The 25,628-nt window shown below is 36.3% G+C and carries 21 protein-coding genes; 17 read left to right on the top strand and 4 right to left on the bottom strand.

Annotated features, from left to right (window positions below; genetic code table 11):
- Nucleotides 1–30: 30 nt before the first annotated feature.
- From BLT48_RS14325 to BLT48_RS07220, 3 genes are all read right to left on the bottom strand, one after another.
- A complete protein-coding gene (locus BLT48_RS14325) occupies nt 31–282 on the bottom strand; it encodes a metal ABC transporter substrate-binding protein (protein ID WP_218123361.1) in 252 nt (83 codons plus the stop codon).
- 110 nt (nt 283–392) lie between these two features.
- Nucleotides 393–1,361 (bottom strand): ZinT family metal-binding protein, encoded by a 969-nt coding sequence (locus BLT48_RS07225; protein WP_035020466.1) that lies wholly within the window; start codon nt 1,359–1,361, stop codon nt 393–395.
- 268 nt (nt 1,362–1,629) lie between these two features.
- A complete protein-coding gene (locus tag BLT48_RS07220) occupies nt 1,630–2,484 on the bottom strand; it encodes a DegV family protein (protein WP_035020464.1) in 855 nt (284 codons plus the stop codon).
- Nucleotides 2,485–2,753: 269 nt separating this feature from the next.
- Here BLT48_RS07220 and BLT48_RS07215 point away from each other — a divergent pair, with 269 nt between their 5' ends.
- The 10 genes from BLT48_RS07215 to BLT48_RS07170 all read left to right on the top strand — a co-directional run bounded on the left by BLT48_RS07215 (nt 2,754) and on the right by BLT48_RS07170 (nt 14,972).
- Nucleotides 2,754–4,571, top strand: a complete 1,818-nt coding sequence (locus tag BLT48_RS07215; RefSeq protein ID WP_089976645.1) for a tellurite resistance TerB C-terminal domain-containing protein — start codon at nt 2,754–2,756, stop codon at nt 4,569–4,571.
- Nucleotides 4,564–5,892, top strand: coding sequence for an ATP-binding protein (locus BLT48_RS07210; protein ID WP_089976640.1), 1,329 nt, complete (start codon nt 4,564–4,566; stop codon nt 5,890–5,892). Before BLT48_RS07215 ends, BLT48_RS07210 begins: the two co-directional genes overlap by 8 nt.
- The gene (locus tag BLT48_RS07205; protein WP_089976636.1) at nt 5,892–7,973 is read left to right on the top strand and encodes a DEAD/DEAH box helicase; all 2,082 of its coding nucleotides are present in this window, start codon (nt 5,892–5,894) and stop codon (nt 7,971–7,973) included. The genes BLT48_RS07210 and BLT48_RS07205 overlap by 1 nt, the downstream gene beginning before the upstream one ends.
- 277 nt (nt 7,974–8,250) lie before the next feature.
- Complete coding sequence (locus BLT48_RS07200) at nt 8,251–9,099, top strand: aldo/keto reductase (RefSeq protein WP_089976632.1); 849 nt, start codon at nt 8,251–8,253, stop codon at nt 9,097–9,099.
- Between the two features lie 39 nt (nt 9,100–9,138).
- A complete protein-coding gene (locus tag BLT48_RS07195; RefSeq protein ID WP_089976627.1) occupies nt 9,139–9,642 on the top strand; it encodes a cupin domain-containing protein in 504 nt (167 codons plus the stop codon).
- Between the two features lie 438 nt (nt 9,643–10,080).
- Nucleotides 10,081–11,151 carry an FUSC family protein gene (locus BLT48_RS07190; protein ID WP_089976624.1) on the top strand — a complete coding sequence of 357 codons (1,071 nt, stop codon included), beginning with the start codon at nt 10,081–10,083 and terminating at the stop codon, nt 11,149–11,151.
- A gap of 510 nt (nt 11,152–11,661) precedes the next feature.
- Nucleotides 11,662–12,780 (top strand): 5-methyltetrahydropteroyltriglutamate--homocysteine S-methyltransferase, encoded by a 1,119-nt coding sequence (locus BLT48_RS07185; RefSeq protein WP_176944095.1) that lies wholly within the window; start codon nt 11,662–11,664, stop codon nt 12,778–12,780.
- Between the two features lie 28 nt (nt 12,781–12,808).
- Complete coding sequence (locus tag BLT48_RS07180; RefSeq protein WP_035020453.1) at nt 12,809–13,273, top strand: S-ribosylhomocysteine lyase; 465 nt, start codon at nt 12,809–12,811, stop codon at nt 13,271–13,273.
- 26 nt (nt 13,274–13,299) lie between these two features.
- The gene (locus BLT48_RS07175; protein ID WP_089976619.1) at nt 13,300–14,070 is read left to right on the top strand and encodes an SDR family NAD(P)-dependent oxidoreductase; all 771 of its coding nucleotides are present in this window, start codon (nt 13,300–13,302) and stop codon (nt 14,068–14,070) included.
- Between the two features lie 23 nt (nt 14,071–14,093).
- Complete coding sequence (locus BLT48_RS07170; RefSeq protein WP_089976615.1) at nt 14,094–14,972, top strand: MetQ/NlpA family ABC transporter substrate-binding protein; 879 nt, start codon at nt 14,094–14,096, stop codon at nt 14,970–14,972.
- A 59-nt stretch (nt 14,973–15,031) separates the two neighbouring features.
- Here the strand turns inward: BLT48_RS07170 and BLT48_RS07165 are convergent, their stop codons facing one another.
- Nucleotides 15,032–15,901: a glycerophosphodiester phosphodiesterase gene (locus BLT48_RS07165; RefSeq protein ID WP_035020447.1), complete on the bottom strand. Its 870-nt coding sequence runs from the start codon at nt 15,899–15,901 to the stop codon at nt 15,032–15,034.
- Nucleotides 15,902–16,136: 235 nt separating this feature from the next.
- On the opposite strand from BLT48_RS07165, the gene BLT48_RS07160 reads away from it, so the two are divergent.
- From BLT48_RS07160 to BLT48_RS07130, 7 genes are all read left to right on the top strand, one after another.
- A complete protein-coding gene (locus BLT48_RS07160) occupies nt 16,137–17,111 on the top strand; it encodes a carbohydrate ABC transporter permease (protein WP_226776562.1) in 975 nt (324 codons plus the stop codon).
- Entirely contained in the window at nt 17,112–18,008 is an 897-nt protein-coding gene (locus BLT48_RS07155; protein WP_089976612.1) for a carbohydrate ABC transporter permease, read from the top strand. It abuts the gene before it with no gap.
- Nucleotides 18,009–18,053: 45 nt separating this feature from the next.
- Nucleotides 18,054–19,433: an ABC transporter substrate-binding protein gene (locus BLT48_RS07150; protein ID WP_035020442.1), complete on the top strand. Its 1,380-nt coding sequence runs from the start codon at nt 18,054–18,056 to the stop codon at nt 19,431–19,433.
- A gap of 109 nt (nt 19,434–19,542) precedes the next feature.
- Nucleotides 19,543–20,652, top strand: coding sequence for an ABC transporter ATP-binding protein (locus BLT48_RS07145; protein ID WP_089976609.1), 1,110 nt, complete (start codon nt 19,543–19,545; stop codon nt 20,650–20,652).
- Between the two features lie 29 nt (nt 20,653–20,681).
- A complete protein-coding gene (locus tag BLT48_RS07140) occupies nt 20,682–21,515 on the top strand; it encodes a glycerophosphodiester phosphodiesterase (protein WP_051923333.1) in 834 nt (277 codons plus the stop codon).
- Between the two features lie 243 nt (nt 21,516–21,758).
- Complete coding sequence (locus tag BLT48_RS07135) at nt 21,759–22,544, top strand: hypothetical protein (protein WP_089976606.1); 786 nt, start codon at nt 21,759–21,761, stop codon at nt 22,542–22,544.
- Between the two features lie 379 nt (nt 22,545–22,923).
- Nucleotides 22,924–25,062, top strand: a complete 2,139-nt coding sequence (locus BLT48_RS07130; protein ID WP_226776563.1) for a type IA DNA topoisomerase — start codon at nt 22,924–22,926, stop codon at nt 25,060–25,062.
- The last annotated feature ends 566 nt before the right edge of the window (nt 25,063–25,628 follow it).

The raw sequence follows: 25,628 nt of genomic DNA, 5'->3' as shown, positions 1-25,628 counted from the left end.
CACTACTGTAAACAAACACATCTGCATCATTTATAGCAGCAACGTCTCGAGAGCACTTGGTTCAAAACCGTGAGCATCTGTTCCAGGTTTTATGATCATAGAAACATCAGCGCGATCACCAGCGACTTCTTTTGTAAATTCATAAACTGGGTAAAAAGTGGTAACAACTGATAATTCTGGGCTATTCTTTGTTTCGCTGTCAGATTGCTCTAGTCCACATCCAAAAAGAGTCACACCTGCAAACAAACTGAGCATACTTGAAACAAACCATTTTCTTTTCATATTTTCCTCCTGAATCCATTTGACAAACGCATTCAACAAATGGATCGTTATCAATTAATTTGAAATTTGTTTATGGATAGTACATTTAAAAAAAGTGAGTTTAAAATAGTTTAGTGCGCTAACATATCTTGAACAAGTCCAGTTGCATCTAGCTCAGCAGGATAATAAGTTGGCCAGTTATCCATTTCTTCTAAAACTGTGTCTCTGTCATCTCCCCAGAATAAATGATAATGGTGAGATTCTTCCGGGAAAATATTGTGGTCACTAAATTGAATGTATTCAGGCATTTCGTCTGAACCGTCAACTAATTTAAAGACAAAACGTACGCCTCTATTTCCTTTTTCGTAATTAAGTATTTCATAGCCATCATTTTCGTAAGTTCCCGAATATTCTTTTTCATCATCAGAAAAAGTAACTTGATTTCCCTCAATAACAACTTGATCAACAGTCGTTTCATATCCAATAGTGTAGTAGTCTTTGTATTCTTCAGCAGTCATAGCGTCACTTTCTTCTGCTTTATGTTCAAAGACCTCATCTAAATCACCAGACTGAAGGTAAGGAAAGACAGATTGCCATTCTCCTTCAAAATCGGATAGTTCGCGATTTTCTACTTGATCATCTTCAAAATAGCCTGCATAGATTTGTTTGCTCGCTTCATCATGACCATGGTGGTCATCAATAACAATTTTAGCAGGTTCCGATTCAGCATAAGGCTCATCATTATCATCTACTAAGGCAGCTTTGATTTCTAACCCATCAGCAGTAGCTTCTCCAATAAAGTCTTTAGTTCTTTGACCAGAAACAACTTTCCACTCGCTTTCTTCGTTTTCTCTTGTATACCACTGCCACTGAGTTGTTTCAGTTTCTTTTTCTGGCAGAGCACTTAGTTCAACAGAATCACCTGTATGGTAATGATCTGCTAAACCATTGATTTCAATAATTTGATTTTCATAACTTTCAGTAGCTAGATCACTCATACTACTTTGTGACTCTTGGTCGGAAGCAACAGTGTCTCCACATGCTACTAATAGAATACTAACAGCAACCAATCCTATGTACTGACTTAACTTTTTTTTCATTTTCTCGTCCTCCAATTGTTTTAAATCGTAATCATTACGTTTTAAAGCTTGACATGCTTCTATATATATTGTCAACAAAATTATATAATCTTTTGTTTTAGTCTAAGAAAAAATGAAGGATTATCCTTTATAATTACTAACAGAACGGGAAAGGAAGCATTTAGAAACAATTTAAAAAACTTAATTTAAGGAAACTGTAGGCAAACAGTTTCGATAAATTAAGTTTTTTTAAAACAAATAATTTGAATTTAAATAGAAAAATTGTGAGCTATTTCTTTTCGATTCCGATAATACCAAAAGCTCCAGGTCCACCATGGCTTGAAATAACAGCACCAGCTGAGAACAAAGATGGGTCGTTGTAACCTGCTTCTTGCAACAAAGATTTAGCGAGTTGTTTATGGTCTTCACTCAATCTTTTTGTTCCACCAATAATCACTGTCTCTGGGTCAATGTCATAGTTTTTAATGAAATCTTTAACGGTATTTTTCAAACAGCGATCAAACGACCCACGATATTTTTTCGAAGCCACTAAATAGCCGTCCTTAAGAACAATAGTAGGGTGAAGGTTCAAAAGAGAGGCACCAAGATAGGCTACATTTGAAACTCGTCCTCCAGCTTTCAGATAAAGTAAGGACTGAGGCAAGAAAACAAAACGAGTGCGTTCGCGGACATCTTCCACAAAAGCAACAATCTCTTCAGCCGTAGTAGTAGGATTGTTTTCAATGAATTTTGCAGTTGCAACAATTACAGCAGTTAAGCCGCCGGAAACATTTTTACTATCAACGATATGGATATTATTAAAATCTTTAGCTGCAATAGTGCAAGAAGTATAAGATACTGTTGTGACTGCTGAGTACGCAATATGAATAATATGAGCTTCTGGAAAATTTGCAAAGATTTGCTCAAAAACAGCACTGTTATCTTGTGGAGTCGTTCCAGCAGTTTTTGGCAAGGAACCTGTTTGATCATAAAAACGATAAACGTCTTCAACGTCAAAGCTTCCGTCATCAAAAGTCTCCGAACCCATAGTAACATGCATGGGAATAACATGAACATTGTAGCGTTCAATAAGTTCTGAAGATAAGTCGGACCCGCTCTCAGTCGTGATAATAAATTTTGTCATATTTACCCCCTGTTTTATTTTCTAGTACACATAGTTATGACAATCATATCATAAGCAAAGAAGAAGTTATACTGATATTAAGCGTTTTTTTCGATTTTTGGTCATTGTAATAGTCAGACAAATTAGTGGTCTGTACTTTTCTATTAGGACATTAATAGAAAGGGATGTATTCCTTAAAATACGGGATTTGAGTTCTTGAATCTACCTGTCAGTAGCCGTATACTTAGAGGACATTCTAACTAGTAAATTAGGAAGGTGGAGTTCTAAAAATGTTTGAATTTCTAAACAATTTATTTCAAAAAAAGCAATTAACTGAACAACAAAAACTCTCCATCATCGAGTTAGTAGATAATGAAGAATCGTTTATTAATCCAAGAGATGTTATTGTAGAAAAAAAACATTCTAGGAGGGCTGTTAAACAAGCCTGGCTCAGTTACATTACACCATATATAAGATTTAATGATGATTTTACCTATCAAGTAGAACAGGAAATTGAAGCATTATTTAACAGAGTGTGTGATGTTGTAGATGTGGAATTGAAAAAACGGCATCAAAATATCAAATATGTGAAGGCTACTTATTACTACTCTCGAGAATCTGCTATTGACGAAATCTATCGGGTAGCTAGAAATGTAGTTACTTCCTTTTATAGACAAGAGGATAAAGAAGCGACTAGTTTTATTTCATTTGTGTTGGAATCCATGCTAGCTAGTGAGATTTGTTTGTTAGTGAGAAAAGAAATCGATGAATGCCGCGAAAGTCTTCCTTTTCCGGATGAAGAAACGAGAGAAGAATATAAATTAACCTCCTTTGGCACAAAAATTATCTGGTGGGATCCTTCAGGAGAGTTACGGAATAAACAGGCATTTGAAAGTATACAAATGGACTATTTTAATCGTGTAAACAAACGAGTCACTAAATTTACGGAAGTTCCAGCTTTGATGACTCTTTGTTTGGAGAAGTATGCAGACTTGTTGCACATTGTATTAGCTGATTTAGAAGATGAAACGATTAAGTGGAAAGTAAAACCAAATAATTATTTCAGACAATTCTTTCGTTTGCCATTATATGATGTTCGTATCTGGAAAGAAACAAACAGTCTGCCAACGGATCTCTATCTACTCGCTGAAAACAGCATTCGCAAAGAAATCGAAGGGTTTCGATTGGCAGCAGATGAACAGAGCTGGCAAAGCTTGCAGCAATATCTGCCGAAAAAAACGGTTCAGAAAATTCAAGCGTATCTAGATACAAAAACGGAATTAGATTTTGACTACCCGACCATAATGAGTTTGAGAACGGTGTACAAGACTGCATGGAATGAAGCGGCTAATTTTATTATTGATCAACCATTTGAAAGTGTTAGTAAGTTTCTTGTAGATATAGCCAAAGATCCAGATTTGAAAAAAATAGGCACTAAAGTCATCAAAAACAGCACGGATTCGAATAAACACAGACTAGTTATTTTCTTAATGGAGAAGAGGGCATTGCCATTAATAAAAGCACAACAAAAGCAACGTGATGAATTTATTCATTCAACTCGACAAGAAGAGTACCAAGAGTTGTTGAGTGCCAAAGAGTTAGTGTACGAAAATCTGCCAGCACTGTTGGATAAACTAGCACAGCCGGCACGAAGAAAAATCAAGTTGGACAATGAATTAATCACCGCATCCAATTCTGCGCTATATGCTATCATTGATAGGGTAGATGATTATTTGGGTGAAGAAGAAATAAATCCAGATACAGTTTCTAACCCTCTTTTTCACAAGGAGAACGTGTTGGCAACAAAGCAGTTGGAATCTAGTCATGCTGTGTCTGTCTCTAGTTTAGCAGAAGCGGAGGAACAAGAAGCAAGCCAACCATCGGACCAAATGGCATTCTTGAGCTATTTAGTGCGAAACAATGGACTATCTTTAGAAGAGTTTAAACAACAAGCTGCTAAAAAAGGTAAGCTTTATCAAGCCTATCTTAATGAACTAAATGAAATTTTATACGATGTATTTGATGATCAAGTACTAACAATTTATCAACACCAAATTATTATTGAAGAAGATTTTATGGAAGAAATGAGGGAATGGATTGATGGTTGAAAAGAAACTGAGAAAAAAGGATGCCCAGGACATTATTGACTCTTTGGAAGCAGGTGTTGTTCCGATCAAAGGAGTACAGCACGTGCTGGTGGGGAGAAGCCATGAGGTCGAGGAAATCATTGCTACCTTACAAAAATTAGAAGACGGCAATAGTGACTTGCGTTTTTGGGTGGGGGATTTTGGATCTGGAAAAAGTTTCGTTTTGCGGACGATCGAATCGTTAGCACTTCAAAAGAATTTCGTGGTATCCACCATTGATTTAACTCCGACACGCCGTTTTTATGATTCGTCAGGAAAAGCATTAGCGCTTTATAATGAAGTCGTCAATAAAATAACAATCAAGAACAACCGCAATGGGAATGCCATCGAAACGATTGTCCAACAATGGATCCAAGGGTTGCTTGAACAGATTGCTGAAGAAAACAACCTCAGTGTTCCGGAACTACTTGAAAGAGGCAATTGGAAATTAGTGGAGAATGTCATTTTGAAGACAACGAATTCTTTCTACTCATCGGGGTTATCCTATGAGTTTGGCCAAGCGCTGATGAAGTATTTTGAAGGAGTTGCAGAAGACAATGTTTCTCTCCAAATCGAAGCTATTCGCTGGATTCGCGGGGATATCACGACCAAAACCGAAGCTTCTAAAGAATTAGGCATCAAAAATGTCATCAATGATTCGAATTATCTGATTGCATTAAAAAATCTAGCAGAATTGTTTTTGAAAATTGGTTATAAAGGATTTGTCATCAATTTTGATGAATCCGTTAATTTGTACAAATTACCTCGATCGTTGACACGGGAAAAAAATTACGAGATGATCCTTAATTTATACAACGAAACTAAAACCAATGAAGCAAAAGGCTTGTTCATCAATTTTGGAGCAACAAAAAATACGGTTTATGATGAGCGAAGAGGATTAGCAAGCTACGGTGCATTGAAGACTCGATTTGGTAATGAACTGATGAAAAACAAAGCTTATATTAATGTAAACAGTACCGTAATCGATTTGAAACCACTGACGCCTGAAGAAATTTTTATTCTGTTGAAAAAGCTGTCGGAAATATACAATGTCGCTAATCAAACGGCTTTAGTTGTAAAGGATGGCGATATTGAAGAATACATGGAATCACAGTTAAACCGTCCAGGTGCAGAGGCTTTCTTGACACCGCGTGCGGTTATTAAAGATTATATTGAAATTTTATCTCTACTACGTCAAAACCAGGAGTACTCCTTTACTCAAATTCTTACTGAGCGCTTTGGAAGAAAGTCTTCCATGGTGGAACAAGACATGGATGACCATGACGAAATAGAGGTTTACTGATGCAAGCTTTTGATAGTTTGAAAAGAGATATCCAACATTATATATACGATAAAGGCTGGTCAAAATTAACTAGAATACAAAATGCTTCTATCAAACAAATCGCTAATACGGATCATAATCTCATTTTGTCTGCGCCGACTGCTTCCGGGAAAACAGAAGCAGCTTTTATTCCAGCAGTAAATGGTGTGGAAGATTGGAATACTGGACTTAAAATAGTGTATATTTCACCATTAAAAGCTTTAATAAATGACCAATTCCAACGCATTAGCGAATTATGTCTGTATTTGGATGTTCCAATTACCAGATGGCATGGCGAAGCATCCCAATCAGAAAAAAGAAAGATTATAAAAGACCCAAAAGGTATTTTACTGATTACACCCGAATCCATTGAAGGCATGCTAGTGAATCGTTCTGAAGAAGCACAACAACTATTTCAAGGAGTAGAATGGATCATCATTGACGAACTGCATAGTTTTTTAGGGACAGAACGTGGAATTCATCTTCAATCCCTGATACAGAGGATCAGTCTATTCATGCAGAATCCACGATTCATTGCAATGAGCGCAACCTTAAGCAAGATTGATTTTAGTTATGCAAAAAATTTCTTTGGAAGCAATCGCCACACAGATATTCTCGTAGATTCTGATAAAAATGATCTACTCGTTACAATAGACTATACAAGTGGCGAAGCAGGTCCATTTATTTCAAGAAAATCTTTAGCCGCTATCTATCAGTATTCCCAAAAAGAAACGATGTTGGTTTTTCCAAATTCGCGGAATAAAGTAGAAGAAATCACTCATAAATTGGAAAAAATGGCTACGAAAGAGAATCTTCCAATTCGTTACTTTGCCCATCACTCATCAGTGGATAAAGTCTTGCGTGAAGAAGTAGAATTTTTTGCGAAAAACAACGAGCAGGATTTGTTTACGATTACTTGTACTTCGACGTTAGAATTGGGAATAGACATTGGAACAGTCGATAGCGTGGTACAGTATAGCTCACCTCCATCCACATCTTCTCTTAGCCAACGTTTAGGGAGAAGTGGCCGTAGAACGCACCAAAGCATCTTACATATTGTGGAAGATGATCCTTGGGACATGCTGCAAACTTATTCGGCTTTGGATTTATTGGAAAGAAAAGAAATGGACGCTACGGAAATGATTGTGATGCCGTACAATGCATTGGCGCATCAGATTATGGCCACACTTTTCCAAAAAACAAGTGTACCACTAGAGCAATTAAGACAAATGAATAAATTTTTCCCGGTATGGGCAGAGATTTCAGATGCCGATTTGGCTACCCTAATTGATTATATGGTAGAAAAAGAGTTCATTGAAATCATGGGTGAAGAAGCAATTGTGGGTTTAGAAGGGGAACAGATGTTACGCTTCAGAGAGTTCTACGCCATGTTTTTGACAACCAGTGACTTTTCCGTTCATTACCAGCATGAGCGAATCGGTAGCTTGCCATTTACACCGGATATCCAAATCGAAAGTAAAATTTTATTGGCAGGTAGAGTTTGGAATGTAAAAGATATAGACATTAAAGCAAAACGTATTATGGTCGATAAGACGACAGAAGGAAAGGCTCCTAAATTTATCAGTGATGCAGGATTCGTTTCTAATGAAGTGCGGGAAAACATGGAGATGCTGTTAAAAAATGAGACCTATTTAAACTTGAACAACGAGAAAATCAATCAAGATTTTGAGTTTATGAAAAGTGAACTGTTCCATGATAACGGCAACTATTGGTATGAGGATAACCAAGCAAACATTGGAATCGTGACTTTTAAAGGGACCCGATTCAATATCGCCTTGTTGCTGCTTATCAAGAGTATTGCGGATGAAGGAGAAAAATACCAATTACAGGACAAGCATTCTTTGATCACCGGTCCAAATTTGAAAATAATCATGGAACGGTTGAACAAGAATGAAGGCTCTTTGGATACGGTCGCAGCTTATTTAGAGAAAAACGAAAAGGTTATCGAAGAATTAACGATTAATCAAAAATTTATGCAATTAGTACCTAAAACATTGAAAATAAAGTGGATTTTGAAGAACTTTTTTTCTACTGAAGCATAAAGGTTCAACTGGGCGTAAAATATGGGATTTATATGTTCTTAAACTAGAGGAAGTATAAAATGCCTAAGTAAATAAAGATTCGCTATTGAAAGTACGAATAAACTTATAATGCTATTTAAAACGCTGTAAAGGTTAATATCCTTTACGGTATTTTTTAGCAAATTTTTTTCGATTATTGTTTTCTACATTTCAACTATTGAAGACGTATTCCATGATACTCTATCCTTATTCCTTTATACTAAATAGTGTAATGATTCATAGAAAGGATGGAAGTAAGATGACAAAAATTGAGAAATTCGAATTAAATGATGGAACGAGTTTGCCGGCTATTGGATTTGGGACGGTAAATATCCAAGGAGATACAGGTGTAAATAGTGTTCTCACAGCAATTGATGCGGGCTATCGACTTATCGATACTTCAACCAACTATATGAATGAAGGGATGGTAGGGGAAGCAATTCGACGTTCATCTGTTCCACGTGAAGAGTTGATGATCAATTCAAAACTACCAGGAAAAGCGCATGAATACGATAAGGCCATCAAGATGATTCAGGAATCTTTGTATCGTATTGGTATTGATTACTTTGATAAATACTTGATTCACTGGCCACTGCCTAAACAAGATAAATATGAAGAAGCATGGCAAGCACTAGTTGATGCACAAAAATTTGGATTGATAAAAACGATTGGTGTATCGAATTTCTTGCAAGAACACCTTGAACGTATCATTGAAAAGACGGGCGTTACTCCTGCAACCAATCAAATTGAGCGCCACCCATACTTTAATAACAATGCATTAGTGGAAGCCAACAAAAAATTAGGCATCTTAACGGAAGCTTGGAGTCCATTCGGTCGTGAGATCAATGATGTGTTAGAAAATGAAACGATTGTTAAGTTAGCCGAAAAATATAGAAAAGAACCTGCACAAATCATCATCCGTTGGAACTTACAAAATGGCGTCATGCCAATTGTAAAAGCTTCTTCTTTTAGTCATCAAAAAGCTAATTTAGATGTGTTTGATTTTGAATTATCAAAAGAAGATATTCAAGAAATCGATGCATTAGATAAAGGTGAAGAGGGCAGAGTAGAAGCGCAACATCCAAATGAATACGAAGAGTTTGATTAAACTAATTTTGGATTAGAGAAGTGAAAGGAAGAAAATCTTATGGTAGAGACTATTTATACCGAAGAAAACAAACCATTTCCTAACAATCCATTGCCTGTTCTCTACTATCCAAAAGCAGTAGCTCATTTATTGAACGAATTTGATCCAGCACAGAATGTGCAGGATCTATTTGAAAAAAACGGGTATACCAATGGATGGGTAAACGGTATTTTTTCTTATCATCATTTTCATTCTAATACTCATGAAGTATTGGCTTGTATTGCTGGTGAAGCAACTGTGCAACTTGGAGGTCCTGATGCTCAGTGCTATTCTTTTTCTAAAGGGGATGTTTTATTTCTTCCTGCAGGTGTAGCCCATAAAAGAATTGATGCAAGTTATGATTTTAAAATAGTGGGTGCTTATCCTGATGGACTAGAACCAGGTATGCAAAAAGATAAAGCAGAGGATTACGAGGCAATCAAACAAGCAGTTGCAGGTGTTGGTCAACCAGAAAATGATCCGGTTGAAGGAAAAAATGGAGCAGTACTAAAGTATTGGACCTAGAATTATTCTAGGTCTTTTTTATTCGCATTAATTTTCAGTCGATTGTTAACAAATGAATGTAAGCGTATGATTGGAAAGTGCAATAGATAAAATGGAAGGAAAATTAGTACTGAAGTTAGAAAGTAAATACTTAGTATTTATAGAAACAAGAAGTAAGCAAAAATTGTATAAAGAAATACTTTAATAGCTTAAAAGAATAATCGGTTAGTATGATTACCTCTATAGCTTTTTTAATTGTTTATAGGCTTTTCCAATTATTATCATCGTAAACAAAAAAAATCCCTTCATAGTTGTTATCGTATTATTATTTTAATACTAAGAGCAAAATTATGAGGGATTTACCATAACAAACGCCCTTTTTTAAATTTGCAAAGGCGGTATACTTGAGAGAAGGAATAAAAGCTGCAAAAAATCAATTATGGATCAGGAGTTTTTATATTGGAAAAGAAAAGGAGCTTTTTTAAAGAAATCATCACTATAAAAGAAACAAAAGATTCTTTGTTGCGTGTTTTTGGTGCGGGATTTACTACTGGAATTATGCTTATGGCAGGCTACTTGCTAAATAATATGCAAATTGGAACGTTCGGAGCACTGGGAGCTTTCGCATTTTTGTATTACCAGCCAATTCCGACCAAAGCATTGATGCAACGGATCTTTAAAGTTGGGATCTGTTTAGTGCTGAGTTTTATGGCAGGAGCCTTATCAACCTTTGTACCTTGGATGATCCCTATTACGATTAGTATAATCAGTTTAATTAGTCTTTTAATTTTCAGAATCCTTCATTTGCCAAATCCAGGATCCTTCTTTGTAATTATGGTAGGTTCTATGGGAACAGGCTTAACATTGCCTCTTGCGGGGATTATTTGGGCTACGATTTATGTAGCTTGTGGAGTTTTGGTTGCGATTTTAATGGCTAGTTTAGTTGGTGTGTTGCACAGAAAGCTTATTGAAGAAAAAGAAGAGTATAAATCTGAATCATTTAAGACGAAATTTCTCTATGCTATAAAGCACGATCAAGAATTACTATTGTCTTCTATTCATCATGCAGGAATAATCTTTTTTGCTACTTATCTGGGTTTAGCACTAGAATTGGGTAATCCATATTGGATAACGATTTCTTGTGCGGCTGTGCTTCAAGGAAGAAAGCTAAATGTCATTATGTATCGAAACGTTCAACGGATAGTTGGCGGTATTTTTGGACTGTTAGTAGGAATGTTTCTATTCTCGTTAGATCTTAACGTGATTCAAACGATTATTGTTATTACGATTTTGAACTTTTTTGTGGAATATACTATGGTGCGCAATTACGGGCTGGCTAATTTCTTTAAAAATCCCCTGGCTTTGTTGCTGGCAAATCTATCAAGTGGCGCTTTCGTGAGTGATTTAGTAGGAAATCGTTTCATTGGATTGGTAGTAGGAAGTATTATTGGATTTGCCGGAGCAGCAATGATAGCTGGTGCAATCAATTTGATTAAAAAGGGAGAAAAGGTTCCAGAAAAAATGTCTTAATACTCCAAAAGAAGCAGAGTCTATTGCTCGAAAATGGAATCAATTGTATTAGTTGCTTTAGATTATAAAAAATAAAATAAAAAAGATTGACAATGGAATAGTAGAATGTTAAATTGATGTTACGTTAAATTTAGATTATAAAACAATTTGAATTGGATGAAACGCAACGATAAGAAAAGTACATTTAAGTGGAATCTTTACAGAGAACCCTGGTAGCTGAAAATGGGAAGAGAAAACTAAATGGAAAATGGTCTTTGAGTGGAACAATTGAACGTTTTGGAGAATTTATTACAGAACTTTAGGTTGTTACGGGTGCACCCGTTATAGTGCTACAGTATAAATAGTAGTATTTTGCTTTAGTACTGGAAAAGGTGGAAACTGTGAGGTTTTCATAAAACAAGGTGGTAACACGAAATCAATGATTCCGTCCTTGCACAAAAGATTTTTTCTTTTGTGTGAGGGCGGATTTTTTATTTGCTTTTAAATACTAAATAGAAAGAGGGAATGAAAATGTCAGTAATTACAGAGAGATTAACTAGAACAGATGCACCATTTAGAGGAGATCAAGTTGGGAGTTTCTTACGTCCAAAAGCGTTGAAAAAAGCTCGAAAGGCTTTTGCTGAAGGAAATATTGCTTTAGAAGAATTACGTAAGGTGGAAGACAATGAAATTGACAAGCTAGTGAATAAACAAGTGGAAGTGGGACTCAAAGCAATAACTGATGGTGAGTTCCGCAGAAGCTGGTGGCATTTAGATTTTCTGGAAGGTTTAATAGGAATTGATGGTTATGTACCAGAACATGGCTATTTTTTTGAAGGAGTAGAAACAGAGAAATACGATGTTCGAAATACAGGGAAAGTGGCCTTTAATCCGAATCATCCGTTTTTTGAACATTTTACATATTTAAAAGAAGCGGTAGGCGATAGAGCGATACCGAAAGCAACTATTCCAAGTCCAAATCAATTATTGCACCAAGGCATTCGTGATGAAGCTGTTTATCCAACGATAGAAGCTTTTTGTGAGGATGTTCAACAAGCTTATCGTGAAACGATTCAAGAATTTTATCGCTTAGGCTGTCGTTATTTACAAATTGACGATTGTTTCTGGGGTGTGTTGTGTTACGACAAAGTAGTAGAAGATATCTCTGAACAAGAGTTAACGTATTTAAAAGAGCTGTCGGCAAAAAATGTGCAAAGCATTTTGAAAGACAAACCAGCTGACTTAGTCATTACCACACACATTTGTCGTGGAAATTACGCTTCTACTTACGCTGGGAGCGGAGCTTATGAACCCGTAGCTAAAGAACTATTTGGGCAAACCAATTATGATGGTTATTTCTTAGAGTACGATACCGAGCGTTCTGGCGGATTTGAACCTTTACGTTTTTATAAAGGTGACGGTCAAATTGTTTTAGGTTTGGTAACTTCCAAAACTGGTGAATTGGAAGCAAAAGAAGATATTAAGGCACGTATTCAAGAAGCTGCTAAATATGTTCCGTTAGAGCAACTTTGTTTAAGTACACAATGCGGTTTTGCTTCAACAGAAGAAGGAAACCATTTAACTGAAGAAGAACAATGGCAAAAAGTGAAACTAGTACTAGAAGTTGCTGAAGAAGTTTGGGGTAAATAACAAAAGAAAATATGAGGAGGAACTCAAGATGGCTAAAGTAGAAAGTTTTGAATTAGATCATAATTTGGTGAAAGCACCGTATGTACGTGTGGCAGGAGTAGAAAAGAATAGTAAAGGCAGCGTTGTTCAAAAATACGACTTGCGCTTTTTGCAACCGAACCAAGATGCATTGCCTACAGGAGCTCTACATACGTTAGAACACTTGTTAGCGACGTACTTACGAGATGAGCTAGATGGCATTATTGATATCTCACCAATGGGCTGCCGTACCGGTTTTTATCTCATTAAATGGGAGGAAGATTCACCTGAGGTTGTAGCGGAAGCTTTAGAAAAAACGTTGCAGCGCATTTTAGACACAGAAGAAGTTCCAGCTGTATCTCAAGTTTCTTGTGGGAATTATAAAGACCATTCTTTATTTTCGGCGAAAGAATATGCAAAAGACGTACTGGAAAAAGGCCTCAGTAGAGACCCGTTTGAACGTACATTTGCCTAACGTCTACTCTTAGGAGGTAAGCACTAATGATCGAAATTGATTTAACTGGCAAAGTAGCTCTGGTTACAGGTGGAAAAAGCGGGATAGGAAAAGCAATTGTAGATCTTTTTTTGGAAGCAGGTGCAATTGTAGTTTCTGGAGATTTAAATTATGAAGAAGGCTTTAAATTGGAAACAGGGCGGTTTGCCGTTTCAAAATTGAATGTTGCTTCAGAAGAATCTGTTAATGATTTGTTGAAAAGCACGTTAGAGGCATTCGGAAAAGTTAATATTTTAGTAAATAGTGCAGGTATTTCAACTATGGATTTAATGGTAGATAGTCAAGTTCTAGATTGGGACAAGGTTATGGATGTGAACGCAAAAGGGGTCTATTTGACTTCAAAAAATGTTGGGAAACTGATGCAAAAAGCAGGAAACGGTGGTCGTATTATTCAGATTGCTTCACAAGCTGGTAAAAATGGCTATACCGCATTAGGAACTTATGTGGCATCTAAACATGCTGTTTTAGGACTCACTAAAACCTTGGCAAAAGAATTGGCAAAGGACAATATCTTGGTCAATGCTGTTTGTCCTGGAGTTGTCGAAACAGAAATGAAACATCGTGAAAGAGTAGAAGGCGGTCTTATTAGAGGTATGACGCCTGAAGAAATTTATGACGAAGATTGCTCGCAAATTCCACTTGCTCGCACAGCAAAAGCATCGGAAATTGCAGACGTCGTGTTATTCTTAGCCAGTCATTTGTCTGCATACATGACTGGACAGGCTATTAATGTTACTGGTGGTATGACCATGCATTAAAATAAAAGAGGGGGCGGTTAGGTATGAAAAAAAAACAAAGTATTCTCTCATTCATTTTAATTACTACAACTCTCGTATTAGGTGCTTGTAGTTCAACGGAAGGTGTTTCGGAAAACGCTTCTTCAAAAAAGAATGGTTCAAATGAATCACAACCAATAGTCGTCGGATCCCAAGCGGCAGACTTTCAGATTTGGGAATTCATTGCTCAATCTGATGCTGCAAAAGAAGCAGGAATCACATTAGAAGTTGAAGAGGTAGATGGTGGTCCTCAATTGAACACCGCAACAGTCGAAGGTGAAGTGGATGTTAACGCCTTTCAATCATGGGCTTACTTAGAATCTTTTAATGAAGAAAGTGGATCAGATTTAGCGGCTTTCGCAACAACTTATTTAGAACCAATGGGAATTTATTCGGATAAAGTTGATTCGGTTGAAGATGTGACTGAGGGCTTGGTTGTGGCGATTGCAGACAACCCTTCTAATGCTTCAAGAGGTTTGCTATTGCTCGAAGCGGCAGGGCTGATTACATTACCTGATGATTTTGATGTATTAGGAACAACGAGTGATATTATCGACAATCCTAAAAACTTAACATTCGTTGAAATCGATGACACAACAGGTCCACGAGTGATACAAGATGTAGACCTAGTCTTAATAGGAAATACAATTGCCATGGAAGGCGGGTTGAATGTTTTAGAAGATTCCATTTTCCATGAAGAGATTACAGATGAAACAAAAGCCAATGTTAATATTCTCGTTACCCAAAAAGAGAATGCTGATAATGAAGATATCCTGAAATTAGGAGAACTGTATCATGATGAAGAAGTCCAAGAGTACATTGAGAAACAATTTGACGGTACAAAAGTCCCAGTCCAAAAAGACATTTCTTATTTAGAAGAATAATCAATAAAAAAAATACAGCAGTCTATCATTAATTGATAGCCTGCTGTATTTTTTGCGGATTATCTTGTTTCCTTAATGTAATCGGTAAAAACACCTGTTGCTCCCATTTCAATAGCTGATGCAATTTCTTTGGCAGTATTTACGGTATACGGATGGAGCAGCAATGAGGTATGACGGATCTGATCTCCAAAGTTACTTGTCAAGGAGGCATAGTTAACACCAATTCCTACCGCATACTTAGAGATAGCATCAAGCTGATTATTTGAAAGAACAGCTGATTTATCGAAATTATACAACTGAATAAGGGGGATATCCTTATTTAAATCGTGGATCAAGTGCAAACTTTCTTCGCTGAATGATTGAATGATGACTTGCTGATGAGTTGCAACATCTTCCAATAAATCATATTTAGTCAATAGAGAAAATAATTCTTGTTCCATTCCTTTATTTTCTGAAGGAGATTTGGTTTCGATGTAGTAGTTTACAGTATTGCCAAATTCTTGGAAAATTTCTTCTAATGTCGGAATCTGTAATCCTGCATAATTTTCTTTAGCTTTTTTAGGGTTCTTTTGATTGAACCAAGACCCTGCATCCAATTCTTTTAACTGTTCCAAAGTATAGTCGCTAACTAAGCCTATTCCGTTTGTTGTACGGTCAAGTGTATCATCATGCATAGCTATTAAGACCCCATCTTTTGTTAATTGAAGGTCTAGTTCGATATAATCAGCACCCAATTCTTTAGCCTGGTGGTAGGCTTCAATAGTATGTTCTGGGGCATAACCGCTAGCACCACGATGACCAATAACCATGAATTCTTCAGGAAGAGTTATTTTTTTCGCAGAACTAAAAGATTTGGTGTCTAGATAAGCAAGCCCTGCAATAAGTAGGACAATAATAATTAGTGAATTTATGGCAACTCGTTTTGTCATGTTTTTAACTCCTTTTTAAATATAATTTAAGTCTACCAAACCAGTACTTGAATGAATGCCATATTGTAAACAAATAACAGGAAAATTACAAACTCAATCAACTCATTACAAATAATTAATGAAAGCAAAAAAATTTACATGAAATTTTCTGAAACTTATCTATTGGATTACTGAAAATTAACATGTGGATGCTAGCATAGAATATGTAACAAAGAGTAAAAGAAGCCAAGGAGGTTTGCCGATAAGTGCAAAGCTGAAACAAAAAAATTACCTTTCGTTAGAAATTTGTTATGAAAGTACAAATGTTTATGAGTCATTCATTAGGAGGAGTCTGATGGCAGCAAATCAAACAATCAGCAAGAAAAAAAGGATATATATCGAACCTTACGTATATCTTGTTCCAGCCTTTCTTATTTTTATTGTCTTTACGTATTGGCCTTTTTTTAGGACTATTTATAGAAGTTTATTCTTAACGGACAATCGGGGAATAGAAAAAGTTTTTGTCGGGTTTAAAAATTATACGGATCTATTAACCTCTGCTTCATTCATGAACAGCATACTTGCAACAGTTCAGTTTGTCGGAATTGTATTGGTTTTAGGCATGGGATTCGGTTTTTTGACTGCCATATTGTGTAACCGAACCTTTCCAGGTATTCGTTTCTTTTCTACCGTTTACGCTATGCCAATGGCTATTGCATCAAGCGGGATCGCCATGGTTTTCAAAACTATGCTGAATCAGAATATCGGAATTGTGAATCAGTTATTGGGGACAGACATTAGCTGGTTAGCCGATCCAAAATGGGCACTCTTTAGTGTAGCTGTCTTAACCGGCTGGCTGAACAGTGGCATAAATTTCCTTTACTTCAGTGCGGGATTGTCAGCTATTGATGAATCTCTTTATGAAAGTGCATCGGTGGATGGGGCAAATAGTATCAACCAGTTTTTCCATATTACCATTCCAAGTTTGAAGCCCATATTATTTTACACAGTAGTGATCAATATTATTGGTGCGTTCCAGTCGTTTGGACAAATTAAAATATTGACGGCAGGCGGTCCAGGAGAATCAACGAACGTTATTGTGCATGATATCTATAGAAACGCCTTTTCCAATTTCAGATTTGGGCTGGCATCGGCTGAATCTGTACTGCTTTTCCTTATCATCAGCGTTCTGACCGTCATCATGTTCAGAATTCAAAGGAGGAATACTTAAATGGCCACGAATGTTCAAGAAAACAACTCATTTACATTGGATGAAGAACAGGAGTCCTTACTGAGGAAACACAAACGGACCCAAAAAATTAAAAAAACAGTTTTATTAGGTGCAAATCTGATGGTTGTTGTGGTTGTATTGTTTCCGCTGTTGTATGCGGTCAGTATGTCACTCAAAGCGCCAAGTGAAATCTACACATCTGAACTAAACTTTTTCCCTGGTGCACTACAATTTTCCAATTACAAGGATGTTTTTGCTATTGCTCCACTAGGACAATACATTTTCAATTCTTTTGTAGTAGCGATAGCGATAACAGCGGGACAATTGGTTTCGGGTGCATTAGCAGCTTTTTCTTTCCACTTTTTAAAAATAAAAGGGGGAGAAATCCTATTTGCCTTAGTTATGGCAACTATGATGGTGCCTGGTGAAGCCACCATTATTTCAAATTATCTCCAAGTAAGCAATTGGGGTTGGCTGGATAGTTATAAGGTTTTGATTATTCCGTATTTAACTTCAGCTACGACTATCTTTTTATTCAGGCAATTTTACAAAAGTTTCCCAATATCATTATATGAATCAGCTAAAATTGATGGCTGCAGCAATATCGGTTTTATCTTCCGAATTTTGTTGCCGTTGACCAAGCCGGCAATTGGTGCAGTAGCAGTAAATGGTTTCATCAATGCTTGGAATATGTATATGTGGCCGCTGCTTGTATCAGGATCAGACAATTATCGAACGGTTCAAATCGGGGTCAGTATGATGAACAGCGTTGATTCTCAATCCATTGTACTCATGTTGGCTGGTGTCGTTATTTGTTTGATTCCATCATTAGTTATATTCATTTTTGGTCAAAAGTCATTGGTTAAAGGAATGTTTTCAGGTTCAGTTAAAGGATAAAAAATAAAGAATAAAAAAAATTAGATTTAGGGGAGATTAGAAGAGATGAAAAAGAAATCATTTATGAGTTTATTAGCTTTAACAGCAACAACTGCACTAACATTAGCAGCTTGCGGAGGAACTTCAACTGCTGATTCAGAAGAAACAGCAAAAACAACGGATGAATCAACGGTATCAACAACAGCTACTGGTGAAGGCCAATCGATTACTTTCTGGCATGCGATGGGTGGAGAAGCAGGTGTTGCTCTTGAAGAAATTGTAGCAGATTTTAATAAAGAAAATGATAAAGGGATTACCGTAACATCTGAATTTCAAGGAACATATGATGATACAATCACAAAATTAAAAAGTGCTTCATTAGGTAATATGGGGGCAGATTTAGTACAGATCTATGAAATCGGCTCACGGTATATGATGGACTCGGATTTCATTATTCCGATGCAAGAATTTGTTGATAATGAAGGATATGATCTTTCTCAAATTGAACCGAATATTGCGGCTTATTACACCGTAGATGATAGCCTTTATTCAATGCCATTCAACTCCTCAACACCGGTTGTTTATTACAACAAAGATATGTTCGAGAATGCCGGGATTGAAAATGCTCCTGAAACGTTAGCAGAAATCGGAGAGATGCAAGAAGCTCTAACAACTGATGGCGGAGCTGACATGGCTATTTCATTACAAATTTATGGTTGGTTCATCGAACAATTCACCTCAAAACAAGGATTAGAATTTGTTAATAATGGCAATGGACGTGATGCTGCAGCGACAGAAGTTGAATTCGTCAAAAATGACGCTATGGTGAATATCTTAACAGAATGGAATGAATTATATGAATCTGGTGCTGCTCCTAATGTAGGACGTCAAGGTGGACAACCAGAATTTGTTGCAGGACAATCTGCGATGACGATTGGATCAACAGCCAGTCTGAAAACCATTTTGAATGAAGTTGATGGAGAATTTGAAGTTGGTACGGCTTATCTTCCAGCTATTTCTGAAACAGACGAAGGCGGCGTTTCTATTGGAGGCGCATCGCTTTGGGCGCTAGACAATGAAGATCCAGAAAAGGCGCAAGCTGTTTGGGAGTTCACTAAATACATGATTTCACCAGAAGTGCAAGCTGAATGGAACAAAGCAACTGGTTATTTCCCAATCACAACTGCAGCACATGAAGAAGAAGTGTTCAAAAATAATATTGCTGAATTCCCACAATTCCAAACAGCTATTGATCAATTACATGATTCTAATCCAGAATCACAAGGCGCATTTTTAAGTGTTTATCCTGAAGCGAGACAAATCGTTGAAAAAGAAATTGAAAATATGTTGAATGGGGCAGTTACACCTGAAGCAGCTGCAACAGCAATGGAAGAACAAATTAATACCGCCATTGAAAACTACAATTTAGTAAATGAAGCAGAATAAAGAAGTAGTTCTGAATAAAGAGTTTTCGCGACAGCGGTAACTCTTTATTCAATTATTAACTGCAGTTTAAAAAAAGCATTACTTTTACTGACAAATGAGGAGGTTCAATATGTCTGAGGTACTATTGAGACAAGTGGAAAAGAAATACGATAAGGACGTATTAGCCGTAAAGGGTATTAATTTGGAAATTAAAGATAAAGAATTTATTGTCTTTGTTGGACCATCTGGTTGTGGGAAATCGACCACCTTAAGAATGATTGCCGGACTGGAAGAGATAACTGGTGGCGGATTGTACTTTGGAGATAAGCTAGTCAATCATATACCGCCAAAAGATCGTGATATCGCCATGGTATTTCAAAATTATGCCTTATATCCTCATATGACCATCTATGATAATATTGCGTTCTCTTTAAAAATGAAAAAAAAGAGAAAAGCAGAAATTGATGATCTGGTTCGCGGCGCAGCTAAAGTCCTTGAACTTGAAGAGTATCTCGACCGGAAACCGGCTGCTTTATCTGGTGGACAACGGCAGCGGGTCGCTCTAGGAAGAGCAATGGTACGTAAACCACAGGTGTTTTTACTGGATGAACCCTTATCTAATCTAGATGCCAAATTGCGAGTAGCCATGCGAACGGAAATTGTGAAGTTGCACCGTAAATTGCAAACAACATTTATTTATGTGACGCATGATCAAACTGAAGCGATGACAATGGGAGACCGGATCGTTGTGATGCGAGATGGTGCTATCGAGCAAGTGGATACACCGACAAACTTATATGCATTTCCAGAAACAAAATTTGTTGCTGAATTTATCGGAAGTCCAAAAATGAATCTTTTCGAAACAACAATTGAAAGGACAGCAGACGAAATCGCGATACAAATGGATGGAAAAAAGATGGCCATTGGACAGTCTGTGGTAAATCGATTAAGACGACCACTTGAAAGTGGAGATAAAGTCTTTGTGGGCATACGACCTGAAGTCTTTAAAGTTGCCCATGCAACTGACGACAACACACTTCATGCACTAGTCGAAAACACTGAAATGATGGGAAGCGACACACATATCTACTTTAGTATCGAAGAAGCTGCACTTAATGTCCGTATTGACCCTAGTTATATAATCGAATACGGGGACACGGTTCATTTGCAAGTTGATATGGATAATATTCATTTATTTGATGCAGAAACGGAACAAACGTTGTTAAATCGGTATGTCTAACCAGAAAAAGAGAGGAAGATAGTAGCTTTATGCAAAATAAACCATTAATCTTAGCTCATCGTGGATTCAGCGGAAAATACCCTGAAAATACGATGTTATCTTTTGAAAAAGCATATGAATATGGAGCCGATGGAGTAGAATTGGATGTACAACTGTCTAAAGATGGGATACCAATGATTATTCACGATTCTGCAGTAGACCGAACGACCAATGGATCAGGTAAAATTTCTGACTTATCCCTCAAAGAAATACGGTTTTTAAATGCAGCTGCTACTTTTACTCAATTCGGTAAGCAAACTATTCCAACTTTAGAAGAATATTTTGAATGGGTGCAAAATAAAAGATTCATAACAAATATTGAATTAAAAACCTACGAAGATGAGTATGAAGGTATTGAGCAAAAAGTTATTCAACTTATCAATCAATACGATATGGCAGAAAAAATTGTGTTGTCTTCTTTCAATTATCAAACAATTGCGCGAGTTAAAACTTTGGCTCCTAGATTAAAATGTGGATTCTTGACAATTGATTATCAAACTCTGGAACAAGCAAAAGAATTCATCCCAGATTTATTGATTGAACAGCTTACACTGAATGTTCCTTCAAGACTGATTGATTATGCTGAAGCTTTAGGGGTTGAATATTTGCACCCGAATTATCGCAGCTTTAGCCCCGACACCGCGAAGCAAATAACGGATAGAGGTCTAGGTATAAATATCTGGACTGTCAATGAAGAATCAGATATGCAACAATTATTGACAGATAATGTAAACTCCATTATCACTAACTATCCTGATCGCTTGAAAAGTGTGATGAATAAAGAAAAAGCGATAGTTATCCCCACAAAAAATAAGATATGTTGAGTAATATAACTTTAGCAAATAAAAGGTCGTATCAGAAAATCTTAATAAAGGTTTCTGATGCGGCTTTTTATCGATTTATTTTACTGAACTAAGCTAATGAGTTTATAGCCCTTCGCTTTAAAGGATTTCATTTGCAGATGCAGAAATAACTCTATATACTTTATAGTGATGCAATAAAACTTTATATGAAATACTTTGCGTAGTATATGACTATAACGCGATTGTCACTATTAGGAGGAAAAAATGGATAAGAAAACAGAAAAGTTGTTGATTAAGAAAGCAAAGAAACTCAGCAAGTGGTATGAAGGTGTATTTGTAAATCCTATCTTTTGGGAAGTAAATGGAAAACATTATTATATGGCTGGGTTCACAGTAGGAAATGCACCAAAAGCCAGCGCTTATTTTACAACAGTTGGGGATGAAGAGAGAGAAGAAGCAGAAATTGCCCAGTCTTATTTATCGCTTTTTGCAGATACGAGTAATAATATTTTCCGTGTTGGCGGTGAACATTTAAAAATAGATACCGCTTATTATACGAAACCGTTGGAAATTCCGGTAAATTCAACAGAAGTTGCTGTAATTGAAGGGTATAAATCATTCAAGCACCTATGGGAGGTGCAACAGAAATTCAACCTGCTGACAAACGATTATCACCGTTATCATGAGGGATTGTTGTTAAGAGAACAGTTAACACAAAAAGATATTGATCATAATATCGAAATAGTCAATTGGGTCAATCTTTATCAATACGAAACATTGTCTATCTTGGTGGATCAAAATAGCATGTTACAAGCGTATTTTGGCTATTTAGAAACAACGAAAGAATGGAGATCTTTATCACGTGATCAGCGTACATTTGTTACCGGAATTACCAAGAATATTGCTAAAATGCAAGAAAATCTTCGCTCTTTAAATCTTATTGAATCGAACGATCCAGAAAAAATGATTGCATTAAATTTAGAGAAAGCAAAAAGTGATCTTCGTATTGGAATTGCAAAACAAAAAAAATACATTCGTTACCCGAAATAGGTGAAGAAATAAAATTTAGTAGAGCACTCGTTTTAGTGTTGATAAGGTCATTAAGCTAATCCAAGGTAGACAAAGAAACCAAGTGAACGGAACAGAAGGGTATATAAAAATACTCTAAATTTAAAGGACTTATATTATTTTTTAATTAATAAAAAAGCTTGATTTCTTAGCATACCAGCTTGAGAAACCAAGCTTTTTGAGTTATGAAAAACTTCATTTACAGTAACGATTGCTTTATTTCAGTAGTTCTAATTTTTGTAAAAATACTTGATTTGATTTTTTTAATAGATTGACTTTTAAAGAGGAATCTTCCAAAATAAGGAAAGAAATAGACGTTTGGTACCGCTAAAATACAGCAGTAAGGGAGATGTATCAGTCAATGGGACATACAGTAATACTTGCAGAGAAACCTTCCCAAGCGCAGGCTTATGCGGAGTCTTTTGGAAAATTTTCAAAAAAAGACGGGTATATTGTTTTAAACCCATCTAATGACGTGATTACTTGGGGATTTGGACACTTAGTCGAATTGGCTTCTCCAGAGGAATACAAGGATGAATGGAAGAAATGGAACATGAAAGAGCTGCCTATTATTCCAGAAACATTTAAGTTTAAAGTGGGACAGGGAAAAGCCAAGCAATTTAATGTCGTAAAAAAATTGTTAAAAGAAGCTGATCAAATCATCATCGCTACCGATAGTGATCGCGAAGGAGAAAATATTGCGCGTTCGATCATCAATCAGGCAAAAGCGGGGAATAAAGAAATTAAACGATTATGGATCAATTCACTTGAATCTGATGAAATCCAAAAAGGTTTTTCTGATTTAAGAGATGGAAAAGAATTTTATTCTTCCTACGTTGAAGCCCAAACACGGCAAATAAGTGATTGGTTGGTGGGGATTAATTTATCTCGTATGTATACTCTCTCTTTGCAGAAAAAAGGCATCAACGAAGGAGTATTCAGTGTCGGACGCGTTCAAACACCGACGCTTTATATGATTTATACGCGCCAGAAACAGATTGAAAACTTTATTCCAGAACCATTTTTCGAATTACATGCAACAGTAAAAGCTGAAAATGGACTATTTAAAGCCAAGTACAGTAAGAAATTCTCAACGAAAAAAGAACTGCAAGAATTAATCAAAAAACACGGTTTACTGGCTAGCAATCCTGGTGTGATTTCTTCTGTTGAAACTAAAAGGATATCACAGCCTTCGCCATTTCTGTTTTCATTAAGTGATTTACAAAGTTTAGTAAACAAAAAATATAAGGTGAGCCCTTCAGATACATTGAAACATGTACAGTCGCTTTATGAGGCTAAATTAGTCAGTTATCCCAGAAGTGATTGCAGATACATCACTGATTCAGAGTTTCGGTATTTGTTAGAAAGAATAGAAGGGTATCAAGGTATATTAAACCACACCATTAAAGAGCCAAATACAAGCAAACGAAAACGCTATGTAGACGGTTCAAAGGTTCAAGAGCATTATGCTATTATTCCAACTAAAAAAGTACCTACACAAAAAGCATTGGAGAAGCTGCCATCTATTCAAAAAGAAATTTACTTTACTATTTTAAAGCGAACAATGGCTATGTTTGAGACAGACTATAAATATGATGAAACAACTGTCACTGTAGACATTAAAACTGTTCCGTTTATAAGCAAAGGAAAGGTGATATTGGATAAAGGTTGGCAGCGATTAGAATATGGTGCAAGCAAAAAGTCGGATAAAGAAACAACTGGTGAATTACCGTTAGTAAAAAAAGGGGAGTCAGTAGAAGCAGATCTAAATACTTCAGAGGGATTTACTTCGCCACCGAAAACTTACACAGAAGGTACGTTGATTACCGCAATGAAAACGTGCGGCAAAGAATTAGAGAATGAAGAAGAAAAAGAGATCTTAAAGGCAACAGAAGGTATTGGAACAGAAGCAACAAGAGCGAATGTTTTAGAAACCCTTAAAAAGCAGCACTATATAGAGATTCAAAAAAATAATGTGACGGTTACTCAAAAAGGGGAAATCTTGTGCCAAGCTGTCGAAAATACCCTTCTAAGTAGTCCTGAAATGACGGCTAAGTGGGAAACCTATCTAAAGAAAATTAAAAATGAAGATGGCACCCAACAAGCTTTCTTAGACAGTATTCAAAAATTTATTGCTCATACCTTAGATTCAAGTGCACAAGTTATTGAAAAGAACGATTGGTCAACTCATACCAAAAGTATCAGCCATTTGTCGCAGAAGGCAATTGGAAAGTGTCCAGTTTGTGGACAGATGATGATCGACAAAGGAAAGTTTTATGGCTGTAGTGGCTATAGCAATGGTTGCACCTTCACTTTGCCCAAAAGGTACGTAGGGAAAACACTTTCTGAAGCAACACTTAAAAAGTTACTTAATACGAGAGAAACGCAGCTTTTAAAAGGATTTAAGAAAAAAACGGGTCAAACATTTTCAGCTGCCCTTATACTGACAGAAGACAACAAGTTATTGTTTAAACCTTATGAAAAAACAGAAAAGAAATGAAAGCAAGGAAAAAGCAGTTCGTTTTGTTGCAACTAATGATTAAACAAATTGATATGGATGAATCTACCAAGAGTCAAAGCGGGAGTAGTGCTTTGACTCTTTTAGTAGTTAAAATTTTTCCCGTAATGCGCCAGAACTCTTTTACCCTATAATCCTCGCTGTTTTTAAGTTCCGATTATGAGCTAGGCTTCGTCTAGTGAATAAAACGGAACTTTTTTGTGTGAGATTGTGAGATAGACCTCTGTTAGCTCATAATTCAGTCTATTTTTTAGATACAAATATGACCTACAACCGCTTTAGCTCATAATCTCTTCTTCTTTTCGTACAGTTTTGTGAAGTAGAATCTATATAAATCATACTAAATCCTTTTCTCTATCTAAAATTGTGAGATAGAACTCTCTTACCTCATCCTAAACTGCTCAAAAAGTTTGTGATGTTCATTCATCAATACAAAAAAGATAGAGTTTCATGTACATAAGGAATGCCACATGAAGTTCTTTCTTTCAAAATAAAATAGTTGCGTATAGATAGAATGTCATCTATATTAGTAAGAGTAGAAAAAAGAA

Origin of the sequence: Carnobacterium viridans, from assembly GCF_900102725.1 — a bacterium.
Lineage (GTDB): Bacteria > Bacillota > Bacilli > Lactobacillales > Carnobacteriaceae > Carnobacterium_B > Carnobacterium_B viridans.
The sequence above is the reverse complement of the archived record's forward strand: the minus strand, read 5'-3'. Positions and strand labels throughout refer to the sequence as shown.